Genomic DNA, 19,112 nt, shown 5'->3' with positions numbered 1-19,112 from the left:
CGATGTGATGGTGCTTCGCTTTAACATCGAGAACGAGCCGAACCTTCCAGACGGCGGCCCTGTGTCATTTACCGTCACCGGAAGGCGTTCGGTCGACATTGGCCGGGACCGCCATCTCGATTGGACATTGCCCGATCCGGCACGGATGATTTCGGGGAAGCATTGCGAGGTCCATTATCGCGACGGCGGCTACTGGCTGCACGACGTCTCGACCAACGGCACCTTTCTCAATGGTGCCGACCAGCGCATTCGAGGAGCGCATCGGCTGCGCAACGGCGATCGGCTCGTCATCGGCCACTATGTCATTGGCGTTTCGCTGGACCTGGATGAGCCTGCCGAGGACACTCCGAACCATGGTGCGCAGCAGCAAGCTCCGCTCGCTCAGCAGCACGCCGATTACCACGAACTGTGGGCTCCCGGTCGCGACGTGCCGCCGCCAATCGACCCGCAGCAGTTGCGAAAACCGCGCGAGGCCGCGCGGCCCGTCAATCCGGAATTCCTGGACTGGGCAGCGAGCGTTCCCGCGGCGGGTGTGGATCCTGTCCGCCATTCGTCGCAGATGCCTCAACGCGAGCCGCCGCTGCACGACGACATGAGCTGGGCAGCCGGTCCGGTCGCCACGCCAAAACCGCCGGTCGACGTGCTGCACGCGATGCCGACGCCGCGTCGACCGTCGGTATGGGCCGACGACGAAGCGGCTGCCCCGCCACCGCCGGCGCCTTCACCGGCAGGGCATGTGGGAGCGCCGCGGCCGCAACTGGCCGAGCCGGCACCGGCCACGTCGATCGGCAATCCGGAGTTTGCGCGCCTGGTCGCGCGTGCTGCCGGACTGCCGGACGGTTTCTTTGCCGACAAGACCGAAGCTGAACTTGCGGAACAGCTTGGCGTCATCCTGCGCATGACGGTGGAAAATTTGATGGCCCTGCTGCAGGCGCGCACCCAGGCCAAGCAGCTGACGCGCAGCACCAGCCAAACCACGATCCAGGCTATCGAGAACAACCCGCTGAAATTCTCGCCGACCGCGGAAGACGCGATACGTATCCTGTTCGGGCCGCCGACCCGCAGTTACCTCGATGCGCCGCATGCCTTCGCCCAGGGCTTCAAGGACCTCAAATCCCATCAATTGAAGACCTATGCGGCAATGCAGCATGCCGTCCGGGGACTGATCGCCAGTATCGATCCGACGCTGATGGCGCGTGAGCTCGAGCTTCAGCGCGGCGCAAGGTCCCTGTTTGGCTCGAACAAGAGCAAGCTCTGGGATGAATTTTTGACGCGCTGGAACGCGCATCTCGGTCGCGACGAGAGCGCGCCGATCGATACCTTCATGCTGCATTTCTCCGAATATTACGACCGCGCAGACAAGTCGGGGTCAAAGTGAACTGTCGGTGACGATGCAGTCGCCGATCATTGCCAAGTGGATGTAGGAATGTCTTGGTACAGCAAAGTTTTCTGGTCGGAAGGTCTGTTCCTGCGGCCGCATCATTTGCAGCAGAACGATCGCTATCTCGAGCATCTGCTGGAAAAACGCGTTCGTTACACGACACCGTATCCCTGGGGCTTTGCCCAGCTCGAGATCGATAACGATCTTACTCAGCAGAGCAAATTCGCCGTGCGCAGTGCGACCGGCGTCATGCCGGACGGAACGCCGTTCGATATTCCTGCCGACAGTCCGATCCCGGAAGCCATCGAAGTGCCGGATTCGGCCGCAGGCCAGATCGTCTGGCTGATGATGCCGGTCGCGGCGCCCAATACGCGGGAGGTGGATGAGGATCGCACCGACAGCGCAAGTCGCTACGTTCGGACTGCCGAAACGTTTATCGATTCAACCTCGGCGCTGCGCATCGAAGAAGAGATCGACGTTGTCTATCCACGCCTGTCGTTCGAGCTGCGCAAGACGAGCAAGCCGGGATACATGGGTCTCGGCATCGCTCGCATCCTCGAAGTGCGCGACAAGAATATCCTGTTCGACGACAAGTTTGTGCCGCCGATGCTGGTCTGCGCCGCGCATCCGGTTGTCGATGGCTGGCTCAATCGAATCATCGGCTGGGTCGAGACCAAGCTCGACGAGCTTGCACGCTACGCAGTCGATCCGTCGTCCGGCGGCGGTTTGCAGAGCGTCGATTATCTCGTGCTGCAGGTACTGAACCGGACCATTCCGGTGCTGACTCATTTCAAGCGATCCGGCAGCGTACATCCCGAGCGGCTGTACGAGGAATTGCTGAGGTTTGCCGGTGAGCTTGCGACCTTCGCGACCACCGAACGACGCGCACGTGACTACCCGGCATACGATCACGACAACCTCGAATACGTCTTCACGCCCCTGGTGCGCGACCTCCAGGATTTCCTGAGCGCGCGGCTGGGAAGGCGGGCGATCCGTCTGGAGATCATTGAACGCGCCCAGAACGCATTTGTATCGCCGATCCGCGATCGCGCGTTGTTCCGAAATGCGACCTTGGTGCTGGAGGTCGCCGCGCGGCGACCTCTCGTGGAGATTCAGAATGAATTCCCGCATCTGTTCAAGGTCGGGCCCAACACGAAAATGACCGAGATCGTGCACGCAAACCTGCCGGGTTTGACGTTGGTGCATCTGCCGACGCCACCACCGCACATCCGAGCCATCACAGACCACGTCTATTTCTATCTCGATCGCAAGTCGCCGCTGTGGCCCGAGTTCAGCACAGCGGCCTCGATCGGGATGCATTTTTCCGGCGACTGGCCGGAGCTTGAGTTGTACCTTTGGGCCATCCTGGAAGAGCGGCCATGACCGACAGGGACAAGCCGGTTAATCCTTTCGGTCGGGGTGAGCGGACCATCATCCGTCCGAACCCCGGCGGGAAGATGCCGCCGGCTCCGGCCCCTCAACCTCCGGCAGGCGAGGGACCTGCCAGCCGTCCAGCGTACTCACCATCGCCCATGGCTTCGCCTGGTGCCCCTTCGCCGCCCTCATTTTCTCCCACACCGCAGAGCGCAAGCTACGCCGCCCCGCCGACCAGCCAGCCCTCAGAGGAATGGATTTCGACGCCGGCGCAGGCTCAGGCGCCGCAACCGATGCTGCCGCCCGGACCGCCCTTGCGTGTCGACGATCTGGTTGCGCCAAACGCCAATCCGGTAATGCGCGCCGGCGGCCCTTTGCTGCAGTTGCTCGGCCGGCTGCGCGTCGCGCTGATGCGGGCGTCATTCGCGAGCCTGATGGAGCAGGTCGCCGACGCCATCAAGTTCTTCGAAAAGGATATCCGCTCGGCGGGCATTTCCGAGCACCAGGCCAATACGGCAAAGTATATCCTGTGCGCGACCGCCGACGATATTGTGCAGCACATTCCGACCGACGACCGGCACGTCTGGGCCCAATACTCGATGCTCAGCCGGTTCTTCGGCGAGCGCGTGGGCGGCGTACGCTTCTTCGAGATTCTCGACCATTTGAAGACTGATCCGCTCGTCAACTATCCGGTGCTCGAGCTTCAGCACGCCTGCCTTGCGCTCGGATTCCAGGGAATCCACCGGACGTCGCCGGGCGGACTTGCGAACCTCCAGGTGATCCAGCGCAACCTCTATGAAACGCTGCGCCGGGTTCGGCCCAAGCCGACCAACGATCTGTCGCCGCACTGGCGCGGACAGGCCCTGGCCGGTCGGCGGAAGCACTTGCGCATTCCGGTTTGGCTGGTGGCGGCGGTGGTCGCCGCGCTGTTAACCGGATCCTATTTCGTTCTGCGAACGTTGCTGGCTGGCCGTGCGGAGAATGCTGCGCAAGTCGCGCTGGCACTGCATCCCGGCGATCCGATCGAGCTCAAGCGCCGCGTCGTTGCGCCGCCGCCACCACCGCCTCCGCCGCCACCGCCGGACCGCATCACCCAGCTGCAGCGCATTCGCAACGCGCTTGCACAGGAGAAGACGGCGTGCGCCATGACCGCGGATCAGACGGCGAGCTTCATCGTGATCAGGGTGTGCGATCTCGCACTGTTTGCCTCGGGCCAGGCAACCATCCTGGATGGTTTCAAGCCGATCGCGGCCCGCGTCGCGGCGACGCTCGACAAGGAGCCGGGGCGAATCCGGGTGGTTGGCCATACCGACAGCTCGCCGATCCGCACCGTGCGTTTCCCTCGAATTTCGAACTGTCGGTCGAGCGCGCCAAGGCGGTTGCCGCCGCGCTGAAACCCGGCCTGGCCGATGGTTCGCGCGTCGATGTCGACGGCAAGGGATCGGATTCACCAATTGCCAGCAATTCGACACCCGAGGGGCGTGCCAAGAACCGTCGGGTCGAAATCTTCATCGAACGTAGCGAATAGGCGGACGCCAGAAGCTCACGCGATAAGCGACAGGTACCGGTCAATATGCTCGCCAAGGACATACTACGCATCGTTCTCTATGGAGTCGGGCTCAGCTCGCTTGGGGCAGTGATCTACCTTGCCGGTCCCTTCGTTGCTTTCGGCGACTGGCATCCGTTGGAAAATCACATCGTTCGCCAGATCGCGATCCTGCTGCTCGGCGCTGCGGCCGCAGGCATCACCGGCCTTCATTTCTTCAAGCGACGCAAGAATGCCAAAGAGATCGCCGACGGCGTCAGCGGTGCGGACCAGGCTGTCAGCGACGAGCCGGTGCTCAAGGAGCGCATGAAGGATGCGCTCGCAACACTCAAGACTGCGAGCGGCAACAAGTCCGGTTATCTCTACGATCTACCCTGGTACGTCATTATCGGTCCGCCAGGTGCGGGAAAGACCACTGCGCTGGTCAATTCGGGGCTCAAGTTTCCGCTCGCGCGCGGGGCGACGCCGGCGGCGATCGCCGGGGTCGGCGGGACTCGCTACTGTGATTGGTGGTTTACCGAGGAGGCGGTGCTGATCGACACCGCCGGTCGCTACACAACCCAGGATTCAAACAGCAAGGCCGACAAGGAAAGCTGGCTGTCCTTCCTGGACATCCTGAAAAAAAATCGGTCGCGCCAGCCGATCAACGGCGTTCTCGTCGCAATCAGTCTGGAGGACGTGCTGACGCTGCCGAAGCAGGAACTCGCGCTTCATGCCGATGCCATCAGGATGCGGCTCCTCGAACTGCATCAAAGGCTGAAAGTGAGCTTCCCGGTCTACGCGCTGTTCACCAAGGCCGACCTCGTTGCCGGTTTCACCGAATATTTCGCCTATCTCGGCGAGGCCGGCCGGCGCCAGGTCTGGGGCGCCACGTTCCAGACCGCCGACAAGACCCAGAATCTGGTGGGGCAGGTCCCGGTCGAATTCGATCGCCTGCTGGAGCGTCTGAGCGAGGAAACGCTCGACCGTCTGCAGGACGAGCCGACGCCGCAGCACCGGGTGCAGTTGTTCGGCTTCCCGGCGCAAATGGCGCGGCTCAAGCCGCAGATCCACGATTTCCTCAACCAGATTTTTGAGCCGACGCGGTATCACGTGAACGCCAATCTGCGTGGGTTCTATTTCACGTCGGGCACGCAGCAGGGGACGCCGATCGATCAATTGATCGGATCGTTGGCGCGTACGTTCGGCGCGGAGGAAGTCGGTGCCGGATCGTACTCCGGGACCGGCAAGAGCTATTTCCTTGCCGATTTGATTTCGAAGGTCATCATTGGCGAGGCCGACTGGGTCTCGACCGACCGCGCTGCGGTGCGCCGCGCCTTGATCCTCAAGACCGCGGCGCTGTCGCTGATAGGTTTGGTGGCGATCGGACTGATCGGTGCGTGGTTGACCAGCTACAAGCGCAACTCCGATCTGATCGAGCAGAGCTTGCAGGCGGACAACGAGTATGCCGCCGCCGGGGCGCCGCTCATCAAGCAAACGCTGATCGCCGATCATGATCTCGACAAGGTGCTGCCGCTGCTCTATCGGCTGCGGAACGCCCCGGCCGGCTATGCCTCACGGAATGAGCCGGTAGCGTTGTCGGCGCGCTACGGGCTCAGTCAGCACGCGCGCCTGTTGTCGCCCGCGAAGGCAGCCTATCACACCGCGCTTGAGCGCATGTTTAGGCCTCGCTTGCTGTACCGTTTGGAAGAGCAGCTCAATGCGCGCATCAACGAGCCTGCCTTCGTCTATGAGGCGCTGAAGGTCTACCTGATGCTCGGCGGCCTGCAATCCCCGGACCGCGAGCTCATCCGTTCCTGGATGCAGCGCGACTGGGCGGACAACCTGTATCCCGGCGCGACCAACGCGGAGGGACGGCGTCTGCTCGATGAAAATCTCGTCGCCATGTTCGACCTCGAAACCGAGCAGCCGCCGCTGGTCGAGCTTGACGGACGCCTGATCAAGCAGGCCCAGAATTCATTGGCGCGCCTCAGCGTGTCGCAACGCGCCTACGAGTTCCTGAAGTCGGAGGCTCGTGGATCGACCGCCGGCGACTGGATCGCCAGCCGCCGAGGTGGTCCGGACGTGGCAGTTGTCTTCGAAACCACGACTGGGCAGCCCCTGGACAATGTGCGGGTGCCCGAGTTCTTCACCTACAACGGCTTCAATCAGAAGTTCATTGCTCGACTGCCCGGATTGTCAGAGCGCATGAAGCGGGAGCGCTGGGTCTTGGGTGACGCCGGCCAGCAATCGGCAATCGACCAGCAGTATGACAACCTGGCTGGCGATCTGCTCAGCATCTACTCAAATGAGTTCGTGACGACGTGGCGGGCCGCGCTCGGCAGTCTGCGTCTGAAGAAATTGCTCGCGGACAAGCCGAAGTACGAGGTGCTGAGGGCGCTTTCGGCGCCGACCTCGCCGATGCGGCAAATCCTGGAGTCGGTGCGCGATGAGACGATGCTGACCAAGGAACGCCCGAAGCCGGCGAGCGGCGGCACGCCGGCCGCGCCGCCCGCGGTGACCGCGCCGGCGCTGTTCAACAACGCCCAGGATGGTACGCCCGGTGCGGCGATCGAGTCGCAATTCAAACCCTACCATGCAGTGCTTGAAGGGGAGAGCACCCGCCGGCCGATCGACTCGACGATCGCAAACCTGAACGACATCGCGCAGAATCTGACGCTGATGGTCGAGAATCCGCAGCTGACGGCGCAAGCAACGGCGGGGCTTCAGACCCAGGTTGCGGCGCTGCGCAACAATGCCTCGCGCATGCCGCCACCATTTTCCGATATGCTGCGGGCGGCGGCCGCGGAGTTCGAAGGCAGCATCGCCGCCTCCACGGCCGGTCAGATCCTGCAGTCGTTGCGCGATCAGGTCACGCCGGTCTGTCAGCAGACGGTGACCAACCGCTACCCGTTCGTACGGAGCAGCGGTCAGGAAGTCCCGCTCGCGGACTTTGCCAAACTGTTCAGCCCGAACGGTGTCATGGACAAGTTCTTCACTCAGTTCCTGGCGCCTTATGCGGATACGTCGCGATCCGAATGGGTCTGGCGGAAGGAGAGCCCCGTCGGCCGATCGTTCTCGCCCGATACGCTAAAGCAGTTCCAGAACGCAGCCTATATCCGCGACGCCTTTTTCCAGACTGGCGGCGGTGTGCCGGCGGTGTCCTTTGCGATCCGGCCGCCGGCCGCGGCCGGACCCGGCATCACAGTCAAGACCGAGATCGGCGGCACGACGATCACGAGCCCAACCACACCAGGACCAGCCGCAACCCCCTCCATGTTTGGCGCGCCGCAACCCGCTCCGCCGCCGCCGCCGCCGCAGAGCAATTCACCGACGACGGTGCTCTGGCCCGGCCCATCGCCGCGGACGGCAATTTCGGTCAGCAACGAGACCGGCTCGCCATCCGTGCTCGAGCGCATCGGCCCCTGGTCGTTGTTCCGAATGCTGGAGGCTGGCTCGCTGGTCGCCAAGGCGGAATCCGCCAGCGCAACGTTCATTGTTGCCGGGCGCGAGCTCAACTATCAGATTTCGACCGGATCGTTGCGCAATCCGCTAAACCTGTCAGTGCTCCGCGAGTTTCGTTGCCCGACCGGAATATGACCATGCGATGCGGCTTATTCGGCAAGATCGGCGCGAAGCGTGATTTCATCGCGATCGCGACGCCGCGCAGCTTCCTCGAAGTCTGGGAGCCGTGGGTGCAGGCAGCCATCTCCGCGAGCCGCCATCAACTCGGCGCCGGCTGGCAGGATGCATTCCTGACCGCGCCGATTTGGCGATTCTGGCTTGGCGCCGCGATCTGCGGCACCACCGTCGCAGGGGCGATCATGCCCTCGCTTGACGGTGTGGGGCGATACTATCCGTTGACGCTGCATGCGGCGCCGGATGGTGACGCCGCGCTGTCGCCGCCGCAGATCGATCCGCAGGACGAGTGGTATGGGCAAGTGGAGACGTTCCTGCTCTCGACCCTCGACCGGGCTGCGACGTTCGAGCAGATCTCCGATGCACTGGATCGTTTCGCGCTTCCACGTCTGGGGACGCCGCGGACTGATGGACCGCCGGTGGTGTCGCTGGGTGGCGCGACGCTGGGAATGATTTCGTCGGTCGATGGGTTTGCCGGGTCGTTCGGCACGCTCTGCGGCGCCAACCCTCAAGTCTATGCCGCGGCGAGTTTCTGGTGGACCGCCGGGGGCGAAGGGTTCTCGCCGACCGCACTGTGTTGCCGCGGATTGCCGGATCCGTTTCGCTATTCCGCGCTGCTGACCGGCGACGTTGGCCGCGAAGTATCCGGGACGGGATGACGCGCGATGGCACACGTCCCATCCTTGTTCGATGTCGGTAGCGTCACTCACGCCGGACGGGTGCGGGCGCGGAACGAGGATGCATGCCCTGGTAAGGACCGACGTCGGCTTGTGGGCCGTCGCTGACGGTATGGGTGGTCACGAGGCGGGCGATCTTGCCAGCCGCATCGTGGTGGAGGCGCTTGATTCCATCGGCGCCCCGGACTCCGCGGCGGACCTGCTGGCGCAATGCGAGGCGCGTCTCTTCAGCGCCAACCAGCAGATCCTGGCACTCAGCCATGCAAGGCAGGGTGCCATTGTCGGGACCACAACGGCAGTCCTGCTGGTGCGCGACGGCCATTATGCCTGTATCTGGGCGGGTGACAGCCGGGTGTACCTGATCAACCGCCACGGCATCACACAGGTATCGCACGATCACAGCGAGTTGGAGGAGCTGATCGCCGATGGCGCGCTGTCGCGCGAAGAGGTCCAGGACTGGCCGAGCAATGCCATCACCCGGGCTGTCGGCGTTGTCGCCGACCCCGAGTTCGAGGTGGTGACCGGTCCGGCCGAACCGGAAGACATCTTCGTGATTTGCAGTGACGGCTTGACCCGGCACGTGCGGGACGACGAGATCGAGCAGCACGCGGCCACCCGCCTTGCCCAGGCCGCCTGCGACGACATGCTCGCGCTCGCACTTGATCGCGGCGGGCTCGACAACGTCACGATCGTGATCGTGCGATTGCTCGCGCCGCGATCCTCAGAGCCGACGAGAACGCCGCTTGATCGGGAGTCGCGACCATGACCGCGAACGATCCGTTTCGGTCATCCTACCGCGGTGTGCCGGCCGGCACCCGGCTCAACGGCATTTACGAGATCGAGACGATGATCGGGGCAGGCGGCATGGGGGAGGTCTACCGATGCCGCGAGATCCAGACCGGATCGCCCGTCGCGGTCAAGATGCTGCTGCCCGACATGGTCGACAACGAGGCGGCGCTTGCGCTGTTCCGCCGGGAGGCGGCCGCGCTTCACAATCTTCCGCATGAAGCAATCGTTCGCTACTTCCTGTTCACGGTCGAGCCCGCACTGCAGCGCCCGTACCTGGCGATGGAGTTTGTGAACGGACGCTCGCTGTCGAACATGCTCGACGATGGGCCGCTGACCTTCGAAGCGCTGATCAAATTGATGCGGCGGGTCGCATCGGGGCTGCAGGCCGCTCACGAGCACGGCATTATCCATCGCGACGTCTCCCCCGATAACATCATCGTGCCGCTCGACGATGTAAGGCGGGCGAAGATTATCGACTTCGGGATCGCCCGGTCGACGCAGATGGGTGACAAGACCATCATCGGTTCCGGCTTCGCCGGCAAGGACAATTACGCGTCGCCGGAACAGGTCGGCCTGTACGGCAACGATGTCACCGCGAAATCCGACGTCTACAGCTTTGGTCTCGTGCTGTTCCATGCCCTGACCGGACAGAAGCTCGATATGGGCGGGAGCCAGTTTCAGCTGGTGGAGAAGCGTCGGCGCGTGCCCGATCTCGGCGCAGTGGACATGCGCATCAGGCCGCTTCTCGAGAGGATGCTGCAGCCGGACCCGGCCTTGCGCCCGACCATGGCGGAAGTCGCCAACTGGACGCCGGCGGGTTCGGCGCAGCCGTCCGCCGCGCCGCTCTACGGCTTCGATCCATTGGGGAAGCCGGAAGCCGGGACGTCTGCGCAGCAGGAGCGGGTGCCATCAACCACGCGGAACTCTCGCCGCATCTGGCTCGACGCCTGCGTCGCGGGGCTGCTGCTTCTGTTGGGAGGCGGTGGGTACACCTTCTACAAATTTGTCTGGAAGGCACCAGGCTTGGCGGCCTTGCCGCCACCTCCGAAACTCGCCGGGACATCCGCGCCGCCGAGCGAGCCTGCTCCGCCACCGCCGGCGCGTCAGGAGCCGGTGAAGCTGCCGTCTCAGCCGACGGTGACGCCGTCTCCGTCCCCCGACGGGCCGGGTCGGGCCGAGCGCATCCGCAAATATGTCGCCCAATATGCGGGCGGCGACTGCTTCTTCATCCTGCCTGTTGCCGTGAGCTCAAGCGCAGCCGTCATTGAAGGCTTCGGCGCTTCGACCGCCCCGTTCGATACCTTCGACAAGGCGTTTCGAAAGGAGCAGGGATTTGAGGCTTCGGTCGGCGTCAGGCAGGTGAATCAGGCACAATGTCCGGCCGTCAAATTCCTCAGTCAGGTCGGAAGCGATCAAGCGCGTGCGCCCCGCATCAACCTGTCGGCGACGGAGCTGAAGGCCGGCGAGACCCTTAATGGGACCGTCGAGAATTTTGCCAACCGGGTGGTTGAACTGCTCATGGTCTCGGATCGCGGCGAGGTGCGGAGCCTGTCCTATCTCCTGAAGCCGGGCGTCGACTCGCTTTCCTTTGCCCTGCCGATGGAGCGTACGACCGGTCCGCAACTCCTGTTGGCCGTCGCAGCCCCGCGGGTTCTGGATTTATTGCGCCAGCCGCGACCGATGGCTGCCGACACATTCTTCCTGCAGGCAACGAGCGAAGCTCAACGCGGCAACGTGACCATCACCGCGGCTGGACGCTATGTGATGCTCACCAATTGAGCTGCCGTTCAGAACTTGCCGATCATCAAGATCTTCAGGTCGGCATCCGGCTTGAAGTCGCTCGCCGTGAACTGCCGCGAATTGTCGGCAGATGTCGGCTTGAGTCGCCCTGGACAAAAACTGACCAGGCGATCGTCGCCGCCCGGATCGATCGTCAACGTGAAGGACCGGATTGGACCCGCCCAGTTCGCACCCGTCTTGAGCACGTAGGAAATGCGCCGCTCCTGCAGTTTTGGGGTATTTGCCTGGCTGTCGCCTGTGCGCTTGTCCAATTCGGCAAGGAATGCATCCGTAATGCAATAGTCTCTCCGGTATCGCTCGACCTCCGGGCCTAGCGCCGCGCTGCGACGTAGGTCCGCGCGCAGGACCGTGTCAGGGCTGGAGCCGACGCTCGGGCGATATTGATGTTCGACCGTGACGGTATGCGCCGCTGGGAACACTTGCTCGCGAACAGCCGACGTCTTGGTTATCCAGCCGGGCGTGTATTGCTGGCGACCGTTGTCGCTCATGCCGGCAGGCATCAGAAGGCCATTATCGATCAGCTTCGTGCGGGTTGTCGCCGGCAGGTCGGCCACCCGGATCTCCCGATCACCGAGCGGCAGCAGGGACAGCTTGAACTGACGGAGGAGGGCAGTGACATCCTTGTTGCCGACCATGGCGCGCTGGTCGATGGTCAGCGGCACCGGGTTGCCGTCGATCCTGGTCTCGAACGCGACGAAGTTGACTGGATCGCTCGATGGAAGCGCAATGCTCTCGGCTTCGGACAGGTCGATGTCGGGCAGCGGAAAGGCGACCGTGAGTGCAACCGGCTTGCTCGTCTGGTTGACGAATTGGTAGCGAACGCTGACCCGGTCCAGCCCGATACGAAGCTCCTCGCTCGCCATGGCCACGTCCTTGGTGCGGACGAATTGCAGCCCGCCGATGGACAATTCGGCCGCCGAATTGTTCGCCCGCGCAGGCCAGCCAGTTGCGGCCAACAGGGCGATCATCAAGGCTCGCGACCTCAACGACAGCCCGCTTAACGCTCCATTTGCCATGCCGGCCTCCATGCGGCGCCGCAGCGTCTGCCCGTGTGGGTCAATCGATCGCCTGGTAAAGGTCGCCCCATTCCGGTTTCCAGACGCCATCGGGGTCGCAAACCACGATCGCGAGCTTCATGTCATTGGCGAGACGGATTGCGCCGCGAAAGGCATCCTGGGCCGGCATATGGGCGCTGACCTGGTCGCTGCTCAGGCGTCCCCCGCTTGCGGCGGCCGGCAACACGATTGACCCGGAGGCGCCGGCATTGTCGCGTCTCAAAACCAGAGTAATCGCGTCGGGCTGGATTTCACTGACTTGCTCAAATCTGTTTCTGGCCATGATTTTGCACTGCAAGCTGAAGGAGTTCGGACTATCACCGTCCAGTGAAAGAGTTGAACGGGATCGGGGTTGCTCGCCACTAATTGACGCTGCACTCGCGCAGTCTTGGATTAGGCAGTCTTGGATTAGTCGGACTGACGCCGCATTCGGTTCGGTTACATTGAGGCGGATATGCTTCGTCGATCTAGCTGGATCTGGCTCTCTATCGTCGGCGCGGCCATAGCTGCCACCGGGGCTAGGGCCGACGACGCGGTCGTGCGAAGCTTTGCCGGCGGTTCGGCTGCATCCATGGTGGGGATCGTCGCGGCCAGCCAGGACGTCGAGCTCGCGGGCCCGCAAGCGCTCAGCGCTGACGGACAGGGAAACCTGTTTGTGCTCGATCAAATCAATGGCCGCATTCTGCAGTTCGACCCCAAGCAACCGAACACTGCTCCCGACATCCTGAAGATGCCTGGCGACGTCCAGCCCACCGACCTCGTCGTCCATAACGACGACATCATGGTTTGGGACAGCGGCGTGCGGATGCTGAAGGCGGCACCAGGACAGTCCACACGCGGGCTGGGCGGCGACGTGATCCAGCTGGAGGAAGTCTCATCCCGCGGAACCGACGACCAGGTCGCCATTTCGGCCTTCGCACAGATGGGCTCGCAGGCGCTGAGCAGCCCCACCGACTTGCTGGATCAGAATACGCGCGCGGCCATCGTGAGGACGACGCGACAGCCCGACCGGCAATATATCGCCTCGCGCAGCAAGGGATCGGTGATCGCCGATATCATTCCCGACAAGGGCAATGCCGGTGTTCGGGTCGAAATCCAGACCATGGTCTCCAACGAGACCATCGGTCAGCTCGGCCTGCGCGTCCGCAACCAGCTCGGCACCGTGGAGTTTCTCGAGATCGACAACAGCGACCGCTTCTACGTGCTGGCCGAGGACATTCCGCCGTCGGGCAAGAATGCCTCCACCTTCGTCGCACGCTATGCCGCGAACGGACGCCTAGAGGGTATCTACGAACTGCCGCTGGAGAACACGCCCGTGACCCGGCGGTTCGTCACCGTTTCGGGCGATGGTGACGTCTATTTTCTGCGCACCAAGCCGGTTGGTGTCGAGGTGGTCGGTGTCGGCTTCCGCCCCTTGGGCAAGGTATCCGTCATTGACGTCAGGCCGTCGCGCACGGCGGCCGCGCCGGCGGCGGCGCGGCCGGATATCAAGTTCAATGCGACCGCCGCCGTGCGGCCGTCCAATCGCCAGCAGGCGATCGAGACGGCCTTCGCCTTTGAGGGCATCCAGTGGAAGCTGACACCGGCGAACTACGGTAGCGATCCCGACAGCCAATGCTCCGGTTTCAGTCGTATTCGCCGGCCGTGGTATCTGCAGGGCAAGGTAAACCAGGAAGTGCGCGGCGTGCCCTATTGCTGGGGCTGCCACGGTTCGCTTGCGAATTTCCGGCAGCGGATCGACGGCGGGACCCTGGCGGGCAATGTCTGCACCCGTAACGAGCCACGGCCGGATGTGGCGGGTGTCGACTGTTCGGCGTTCGTCAGTGCCACGTGGGGACTTTCCGTCCATTACACGACCGCTGCCATTCCCGCGATCGCCGCACCCGTGACCAATCCCTGGGACCTCAAGCCTGGTGACGCCCTGAACAAGCCGGGTTCCCACGTGATGTTGTTCCTGCGGTTCACGCCTGATCGCAAGGCCGAGGTCATGGAATCCTCGACGGGTGGCTGCAACGGTCGGGTCTGCCGCAACGTCTACCCGCTCGCGAGCCTGCTCGCGCGCGGATACGTTCCGGTCCGCTTTCGGGCGTTCGCAGATGATCAGACGACCGTTTCCGCGAACGCCTATCAGGAGACCGAGGCGCCGACAGGTCGGAAGACGGCGAACAAACGGCGCTGAACCTGAGGTCTTGCCAAGGCTACAGATGAACATGGATCACGGCCTGCGCGCTGGTTTCCGGAGGTCCGGACGGCATTCCTGCCGCTCTGCCTTGCCGGTGCGGTTCCAGGGCGGACCTGCTTGATATCGAGGTGGATCGCGATGCGAACGCTCAGGGGCTTTGATCGAAGGACCGGTTGGCTGTGTGCCGCCATCCTGCTCGCTGCGTTGATCGGCCTGCCACTCCAGCGCGCGCATGCGGCGGGTGAACTGTCGATAAGCAATCCCGACGGTGCGGCGCTCCGGGCGCTCGTCATCGGGATCGACGACTACCAGCATGTACGCAAATTGAAGGGCGCGGTCGCCGACGCCAATGACATCGTGTCGAGCCTGAGGACCATGGGCGTCAGCGACGTGGTCGAGCTGACCAACGCACAGGCCGACAGGGCGAGCGTGCTGCGCGAGATCAGCTCACTGGTGGAGCGGACAAAGAGCAACGATCTCGTCTTCCTGTCGATCGCAGGCCACGGCACGCAGGAGCCGGAGCGGATCAAGGGCTCCGAACCGGACGGAATGGAGAACGTGTTCTTGCTGCCCGAATTCGCGACCACGCCGGCCGGATCGGTCGAGCGCATCCTGGGAAGCGAATTCAACCATTTCATCCGGCAGTTCGAATTGCGCGGCGCAAGGGTGATCTTCGTTGCGGATACCTGCCATGGCGGCGGAATGGTACGCGATATCGATCCGCGGGCGGCAGAGATGAGCTTCCGACAGGTGCCGCGCTACACGCTGCTGGTTGACGAATTGAAGCCGGTGTCGAGCAGCGACGACCCGAAATCCGAACTTGATCTCGACCACACTGCGTTCATCGCCGCGGTCGATCGGCACACCAAGGCGCCGGAAGTGCGGATTCCCGGGATCGATGGCCTGCGCGGCGCTCTGAGTTATGCCGTTGCGCGCGCCGTGGAGGGCAACGCGGACATCAATCATGATGGCAAGGTGACCCTGAAGGAGCTCTTCAGCAATGTTCGGCAGGTGGTCTATCAACTGTCCGACCAGCGCCAGAACATCGTGACGGTATCGTCGCCGGCACAGATGCCGGAAACCGAGGTCGCGTTCGAACTGACGCGCGGCGTGGTGCTGATCCAGGGGACGGCGGCGCGAGCTGCCTCCGGCCAGGCTACCGTCGCGTCCGCCGAGAAACAGACCCCTGCGCCGCCGGCCGTTACGGCCAAGTCGCAAACCGCTCCAACCAGTGCCGCCGCGACCGCCCCGGCCGCGTCCAGCGCCGCGCTGCCGCCCTTCCGCCTCACCACGCCGATCCGCTTGGCAGCGCTTGACGGCAAGATGAACTATTTCACCAGCGTCAAGTCGCAGGACGCCAGCGTGCAAGCCGTTCAACCGACTGATAATCCCGATCTGATCTGGGACCCCGTGTCCCATGACGTGATCGCCTGGGGCGATGTGGTCGCCTATGGCGTTGACGTTGGCGGTTTGACGACAGTGGTCAACCGAACCGCGGCAATTCGGGAGCTGAAGCGCATGGCGACGCAGTCGCCGCAGCTGATGCGTATTTGGCCGGATGACCGACAGCAGCGCAGCGGCCAGACCGTCGAGGTCGAATTGTCCGACGTCGGTTCGCGGGCGGTGCTGCTATTCAACGTGTCCGGTGATGGAACCATCCAGATGCTGTATCCGGTGGGTTCCGATGCCGCGATGGCTCGGTCAGCAAATCTGCGGCTGCCTCTTCGGGTAGGCGAGCCGTTCGGCGCCGAGCAGATCGTCGCGGTGACCTCGCAGCAGCGGATGGTTGATCTGGAGACGGTCCTGATGCAGCTCAACCGGCGCCGTGCCTCGGGGCAGGTGATCAAGAGTTTGGAGCGCTACCTGCCGGCGGACGCGCGGATCGCGTCAATCGGCTTTTTCAGCGTTCCCTGACGAAGCTGTGACAGCCGGTCATGTCGCCAGCGAAACTGGTTTCCCGCAAGCAATCCTGGTTCGCGATCGTGCTGCTGCTGGCAGGAAACGGGGCCGCGTGCGCGACGCCGCCGCCATCGGCCGCTCCATCGGCAGGTGCGACGAATGCTCCGTTGCTCTGGCGCGTACAGGCCCTGCGCGGCCCGGCAAATGCCGCCGGCGTGGCGCTTGAGATCCTGCCGGGGCCAACCGTCAACATTGGCGGCAAGGTGTCATTCGGCGTAACCGCCAGGAAGCCTGGCTATCTGATGCTGGTGGATGTTGATGCGGAAGGGCGGATGAGCCAGATCTTCCCGACTGCCGAGCTATTGGCGCAGTCGGTCGGACCCGACATGAATCTTGTCAAGCCTGGCGTCCAATTCATCGTTCCGATCCCGGCGGCACAGCAACGTGGATTTGAATATGTCGTCGCGCCGCCGGCCGGGTCCGCCGTGATCGTTGCGATCCTGAGCGAGCGACGTGTGCAATTGCTCGATTTGCCGGACATTCAGCGCAAGCTTCAGGGCCCGGCCGACACGTTGAGCTATCTGTCGGATTGGACCAGTCAGCTGCGGATACCGGACAGCGGCGGCGGAAGACTGTTGCCGAACAATTGGTCGTTCGACATCAAATCATACTCCATCAAGTAGGTAAGCGATCGCGCTGCTTACGGCTCCTCGGGCGGTTGAGGAGACCGTCCCGCGCGTGGCCGAGGCGTGCAGGGCCCCGCGGTTTGCGGAGGAGACGGCCGATCTCGAGCGCGCCGCCGTGCATTCCGACCTAGTTGCATACCTCAACATTGCCGGTACCGCCGCCGGGACCTCCGCCGCCACGGTAATCGAGATGACATCCGCGACGGACCGGGCGGCATAGATAAGCATCACACACGATCTGGCCGCTGCCACCAGAGGGTCTTGCCGTCGCCTGTCGTCGGGGAGTGTCGGCTTGCGGCTCGGGCCTCTCACGGACCGGACGATCGGCGCGCGACGGCCGCTCATCAATGTAACGCTTCGCCACCGGCTTTTTCCCGCGCCGCTTCTCGCATTCGTTATCCTCGTTCAGGAACGAGCCCTCGGCGCAGGTGATCTTGCGGCACTGGTCGCCGTCGGCCTTGTAGCCATGTTCGCAGATCAGCGGGCAAACCCGGGCCGGCTTCAGCTTGATCGCATCGAGCGCATCGAGGCTTGCAAGCTTGACGTCAAATTTGGTTCCGGCGTGCCGGTTGAACAGGGTCAGGGAGCGACGCGAGGCCGCGTTCCAATCACCGTCGATGGAGCCCGTGAAACAGCCAACCCGGCTCAACTCGCTCTGCACCGATTTGGCAAGATCCTCCTGCGGCGGCGCCGTGTTCAAGGCGGCAACCTTCGCGCCCTCGCTATTCAGCGATGGGGTAGCGGTTGCAATATTATCCGGCTTGGCGCTGTCGACCACAGATCCGTTCGTGGAAAGCATGGCGACCGTTGAGGTTTGGGATGCGGTCCGCTTCCGTTCAGCCTCGGCAGCTTGGTCCTGCGCCGCCTGCTTTGTTCTTTCTGCCGCGATACGGGCATCCTCCGCGGCCTTGAATTCTGCGGCCGCCTTTTCCTGCTCCGCTCGCTGGGCACCTTCGGACGCAAGCCGAGCCTTCTGCTGCTCCGCTTCCTGCGCTTTCCGGGTGGCGGTAACGCGTGCGTCCTCAGCGTCGATCTGATTGAGCTGAAGCTTGGCCAGATTTGAGTAATAGCCGTCGGGGTGCTGGGCGAGGAACGCGCTCATAGCGGCCTTGTTACCCAGTTGCAGGGCCAATTCGTAGTCGCGACGAATCTCCGACGAGGCGTTAGCCGGCGGCGGCGCCGGCTCTTCTGCCTTTGGCACGAGGGCAACGTCCTCACCGCCCAGTGAGCCGTAAACGTAAGGCTCCTGTCGGTTGCCGGTCGCTTGCAAGACATCATCGCGGACGAAGCCGAAAGCCCTGCGCAGGTCCAGTCCAGGCTTTGCGATATATTTCACCAGCGCTGTCGCGTAGGGACTGTTCGTGCTGTTGCCGTCGAGCGCGGTCAGTCCGGCCTTCGCCGCAAACGCGATCAGCGTATTGGATACGGCGGGTTCTACCCGGGCGAGCCCGCGGCTGATCGCGCGCGAAGCGACGGTTCGCTTCATGGTGTCGGCGAAAGGATTGTTGCGGCAGGCATCAACGATCACGACGCGGAGCTGCTTGGCGGGCTCGATGGCCAGCAGGACACGATCGAGCGAGAAGGCCTCGTCATAGATATCGGTGTCGCGTTCAAGTCTGGCATCCGTCGGGATCAGATAATTCGTCCCGTCGATCTCGATTCCGTGACCTGCATAGTAGACGATGGCGATGTCTGCATCGCGAGCTTGATCGGCGAAATCCCTCAGTGCCCGCCGCATGTCGCTCGAGGTCAGGTTCAGCCGAGACTCCACCAAATCGAACCCGGCGCCCTTCAAGGTCGCGGCGATAGCGGTGGCATCATTGGCAGGATTCGGAAGTAATGGCGCATTTTGATAGTTCGAATTGCCGACCACCAAAGCCACTCGCTTCGTTGCCCAGGCTGGCTGAGACGCCAGGAGAACCGAAGCAGCAAGAACAGCAAGAATTCGGAGGAGCGTGTAGCGCATGGCGAACGTCCAAAAATCGGCTCGAAACAACGGCAGCTTTATCGAAGGTGGCCGCGCGCAAACTCCACTGCGTCAAGCGTTACGGGCGCCGGCATACCTCCGTAGAGAACAAACTTGAGTCCAATCCATTCCTGATGTT

The 19,112-nt window shown here is 63.3% G+C and carries 15 protein-coding genes; 11 read left to right on the top strand and 4 right to left on the bottom strand.

Annotated features, from left to right (window positions below; all coding sequences use genetic code 11):
* Positions 1–7: 7 nt before the first annotated feature.
* The 8 genes from tagH to ACSKB9_RS07300 all read left to right on the top strand — a co-directional run bounded on the left by tagH (position 8) and on the right by ACSKB9_RS07300 (position 11,164).
* On the top strand, positions 8–1,378 hold the full coding sequence (gene tagH / locus ACSKB9_RS07335) for a type VI secretion system-associated FHA domain protein TagH (RefSeq protein ID WP_438072267.1): 1,371 nt from the start codon (positions 8–10) through the stop codon (positions 1,376–1,378).
* Positions 1,379–1,426: 48 nt separating this feature from the next.
* Positions 1,427–2,764 (top strand): type VI secretion system baseplate subunit TssK, encoded by a 1,338-nt coding sequence (tssK, locus tag ACSKB9_RS07330; RefSeq protein ID WP_438080096.1) that lies wholly within the window; start codon positions 1,427–1,429, stop codon positions 2,762–2,764.
* A gap of 284 nt (positions 2,765–3,048) precedes the next feature.
* Positions 3,049–4,149 (top strand): type IVB secretion system protein IcmH/DotU, encoded by a 1,101-nt coding sequence (gene icmH, locus ACSKB9_RS07325; protein WP_438072265.1) that lies wholly within the window; start codon positions 3,049–3,051, stop codon positions 4,147–4,149.
* Positions 4,110–4,283 (top strand): hypothetical protein, encoded by a 174-nt coding sequence (locus ACSKB9_RS07320; protein WP_438080094.1) that lies wholly within the window; start codon positions 4,110–4,112, stop codon positions 4,281–4,283. The genes icmH and ACSKB9_RS07320 overlap by 40 nt, the downstream gene beginning before the upstream one ends.
* Before the next feature lie 45 nt (positions 4,284–4,328).
* Positions 4,329–7,880 (top strand): type VI secretion system membrane subunit TssM, encoded by a 3,552-nt coding sequence (tssM, locus tag ACSKB9_RS07315; protein ID WP_438072263.1) that lies wholly within the window; start codon positions 4,329–4,331, stop codon positions 7,878–7,880.
* Positions 7,877–8,578 carry a type VI secretion system-associated protein TagF gene (tagF, locus tag ACSKB9_RS07310; RefSeq protein WP_438072261.1) on the top strand — a complete coding sequence of 234 codons (702 nt, stop codon included), beginning with the start codon at positions 7,877–7,879 and terminating at the stop codon, positions 8,576–8,578. The genes tssM and tagF overlap by 4 nt, the downstream gene beginning before the upstream one ends.
* 79 nt (positions 8,579–8,657) lie before the next feature.
* Positions 8,658–9,362, top strand: coding sequence for a PP2C family protein-serine/threonine phosphatase (locus tag ACSKB9_RS07305; RefSeq protein WP_438072259.1), 705 nt, complete (start codon positions 8,658–8,660; stop codon positions 9,360–9,362).
* A complete protein-coding gene (locus tag ACSKB9_RS07300) occupies positions 9,359–11,164 on the top strand; it encodes a serine/threonine-protein kinase (RefSeq protein ID WP_438072257.1) in 1,806 nt (601 codons plus the stop codon). The genes ACSKB9_RS07305 and ACSKB9_RS07300 overlap by 4 nt, the downstream gene beginning before the upstream one ends.
* An 8-nt stretch (positions 11,165–11,172) precedes the next feature.
* Here the strand turns inward: ACSKB9_RS07300 and ACSKB9_RS07295 are convergent, their stop codons facing one another.
* Positions 11,173–12,153: a DUF4424 domain-containing protein gene (locus ACSKB9_RS07295; protein WP_438072255.1), complete on the bottom strand. Its 981-nt coding sequence runs from the start codon at positions 12,151–12,153 to the stop codon at positions 11,173–11,175.
* An 88-nt stretch (positions 12,154–12,241) separates the two neighbouring features.
* Positions 12,242–12,523 (bottom strand): hypothetical protein, encoded by a 282-nt coding sequence (locus ACSKB9_RS07290; protein ID WP_157347071.1) that lies wholly within the window; start codon positions 12,521–12,523, stop codon positions 12,242–12,244.
* Between the two features lie 171 nt (positions 12,524–12,694).
* On the opposite strand from ACSKB9_RS07290, the gene ACSKB9_RS07285 reads away from it, so the two are divergent.
* Positions 12,695–14,419 (top strand): hypothetical protein, encoded by a 1,725-nt coding sequence (locus ACSKB9_RS07285; protein ID WP_438072253.1) that lies wholly within the window; start codon positions 12,695–12,697, stop codon positions 14,417–14,419.
* A gap of 36 nt (positions 14,420–14,455) precedes the next feature.
* Here ACSKB9_RS07285 and ACSKB9_RS07280 read toward each other — a convergent pair whose 3' ends face one another.
* Positions 14,456–14,737, bottom strand: a complete 282-nt coding sequence (locus ACSKB9_RS07280; RefSeq protein WP_438080632.1) for a hypothetical protein — start codon at positions 14,735–14,737, stop codon at positions 14,456–14,458.
* Between ACSKB9_RS07280 and ACSKB9_RS07275 the strand changes: the two genes are divergently transcribed.
* Both ACSKB9_RS07275 and ACSKB9_RS07270 read left to right on the top strand, forming a co-directional pair.
* Positions 14,627–16,336 (top strand): caspase family protein, encoded by a 1,710-nt coding sequence (locus tag ACSKB9_RS07275; RefSeq protein WP_438080092.1) that lies wholly within the window; start codon positions 14,627–14,629, stop codon positions 16,334–16,336. The genes ACSKB9_RS07280 and ACSKB9_RS07275 overlap by 111 nt on opposite strands.
* A 68-nt stretch (positions 16,337–16,404) precedes the next feature.
* A complete protein-coding gene (locus tag ACSKB9_RS07270) occupies positions 16,405–17,004 on the top strand; it encodes a DUF4384 domain-containing protein (RefSeq protein ID WP_438072251.1) in 600 nt (199 codons plus the stop codon).
* 130 nt (positions 17,005–17,134) lie between these two features.
* On the opposite strand, the gene ACSKB9_RS07265 is transcribed toward ACSKB9_RS07270, so the two are convergent.
* Positions 17,135–18,973, bottom strand: coding sequence for a caspase family protein (locus tag ACSKB9_RS07265; protein WP_438072249.1), 1,839 nt, complete (start codon positions 18,971–18,973; stop codon positions 17,135–17,137).
* Positions 18,974–19,112: the final 139 nt, after the last annotated feature.

It is taken from the genome of Bradyrhizobium sp. BR 1433, from assembly GCF_051547665.1.
Lineage (GTDB): Bacteria > Pseudomonadota > Alphaproteobacteria > Rhizobiales > Xanthobacteraceae > Bradyrhizobium > Bradyrhizobium australafricanum.
This window is presented reverse-complemented; position numbering and strand designations above follow the sequence as displayed.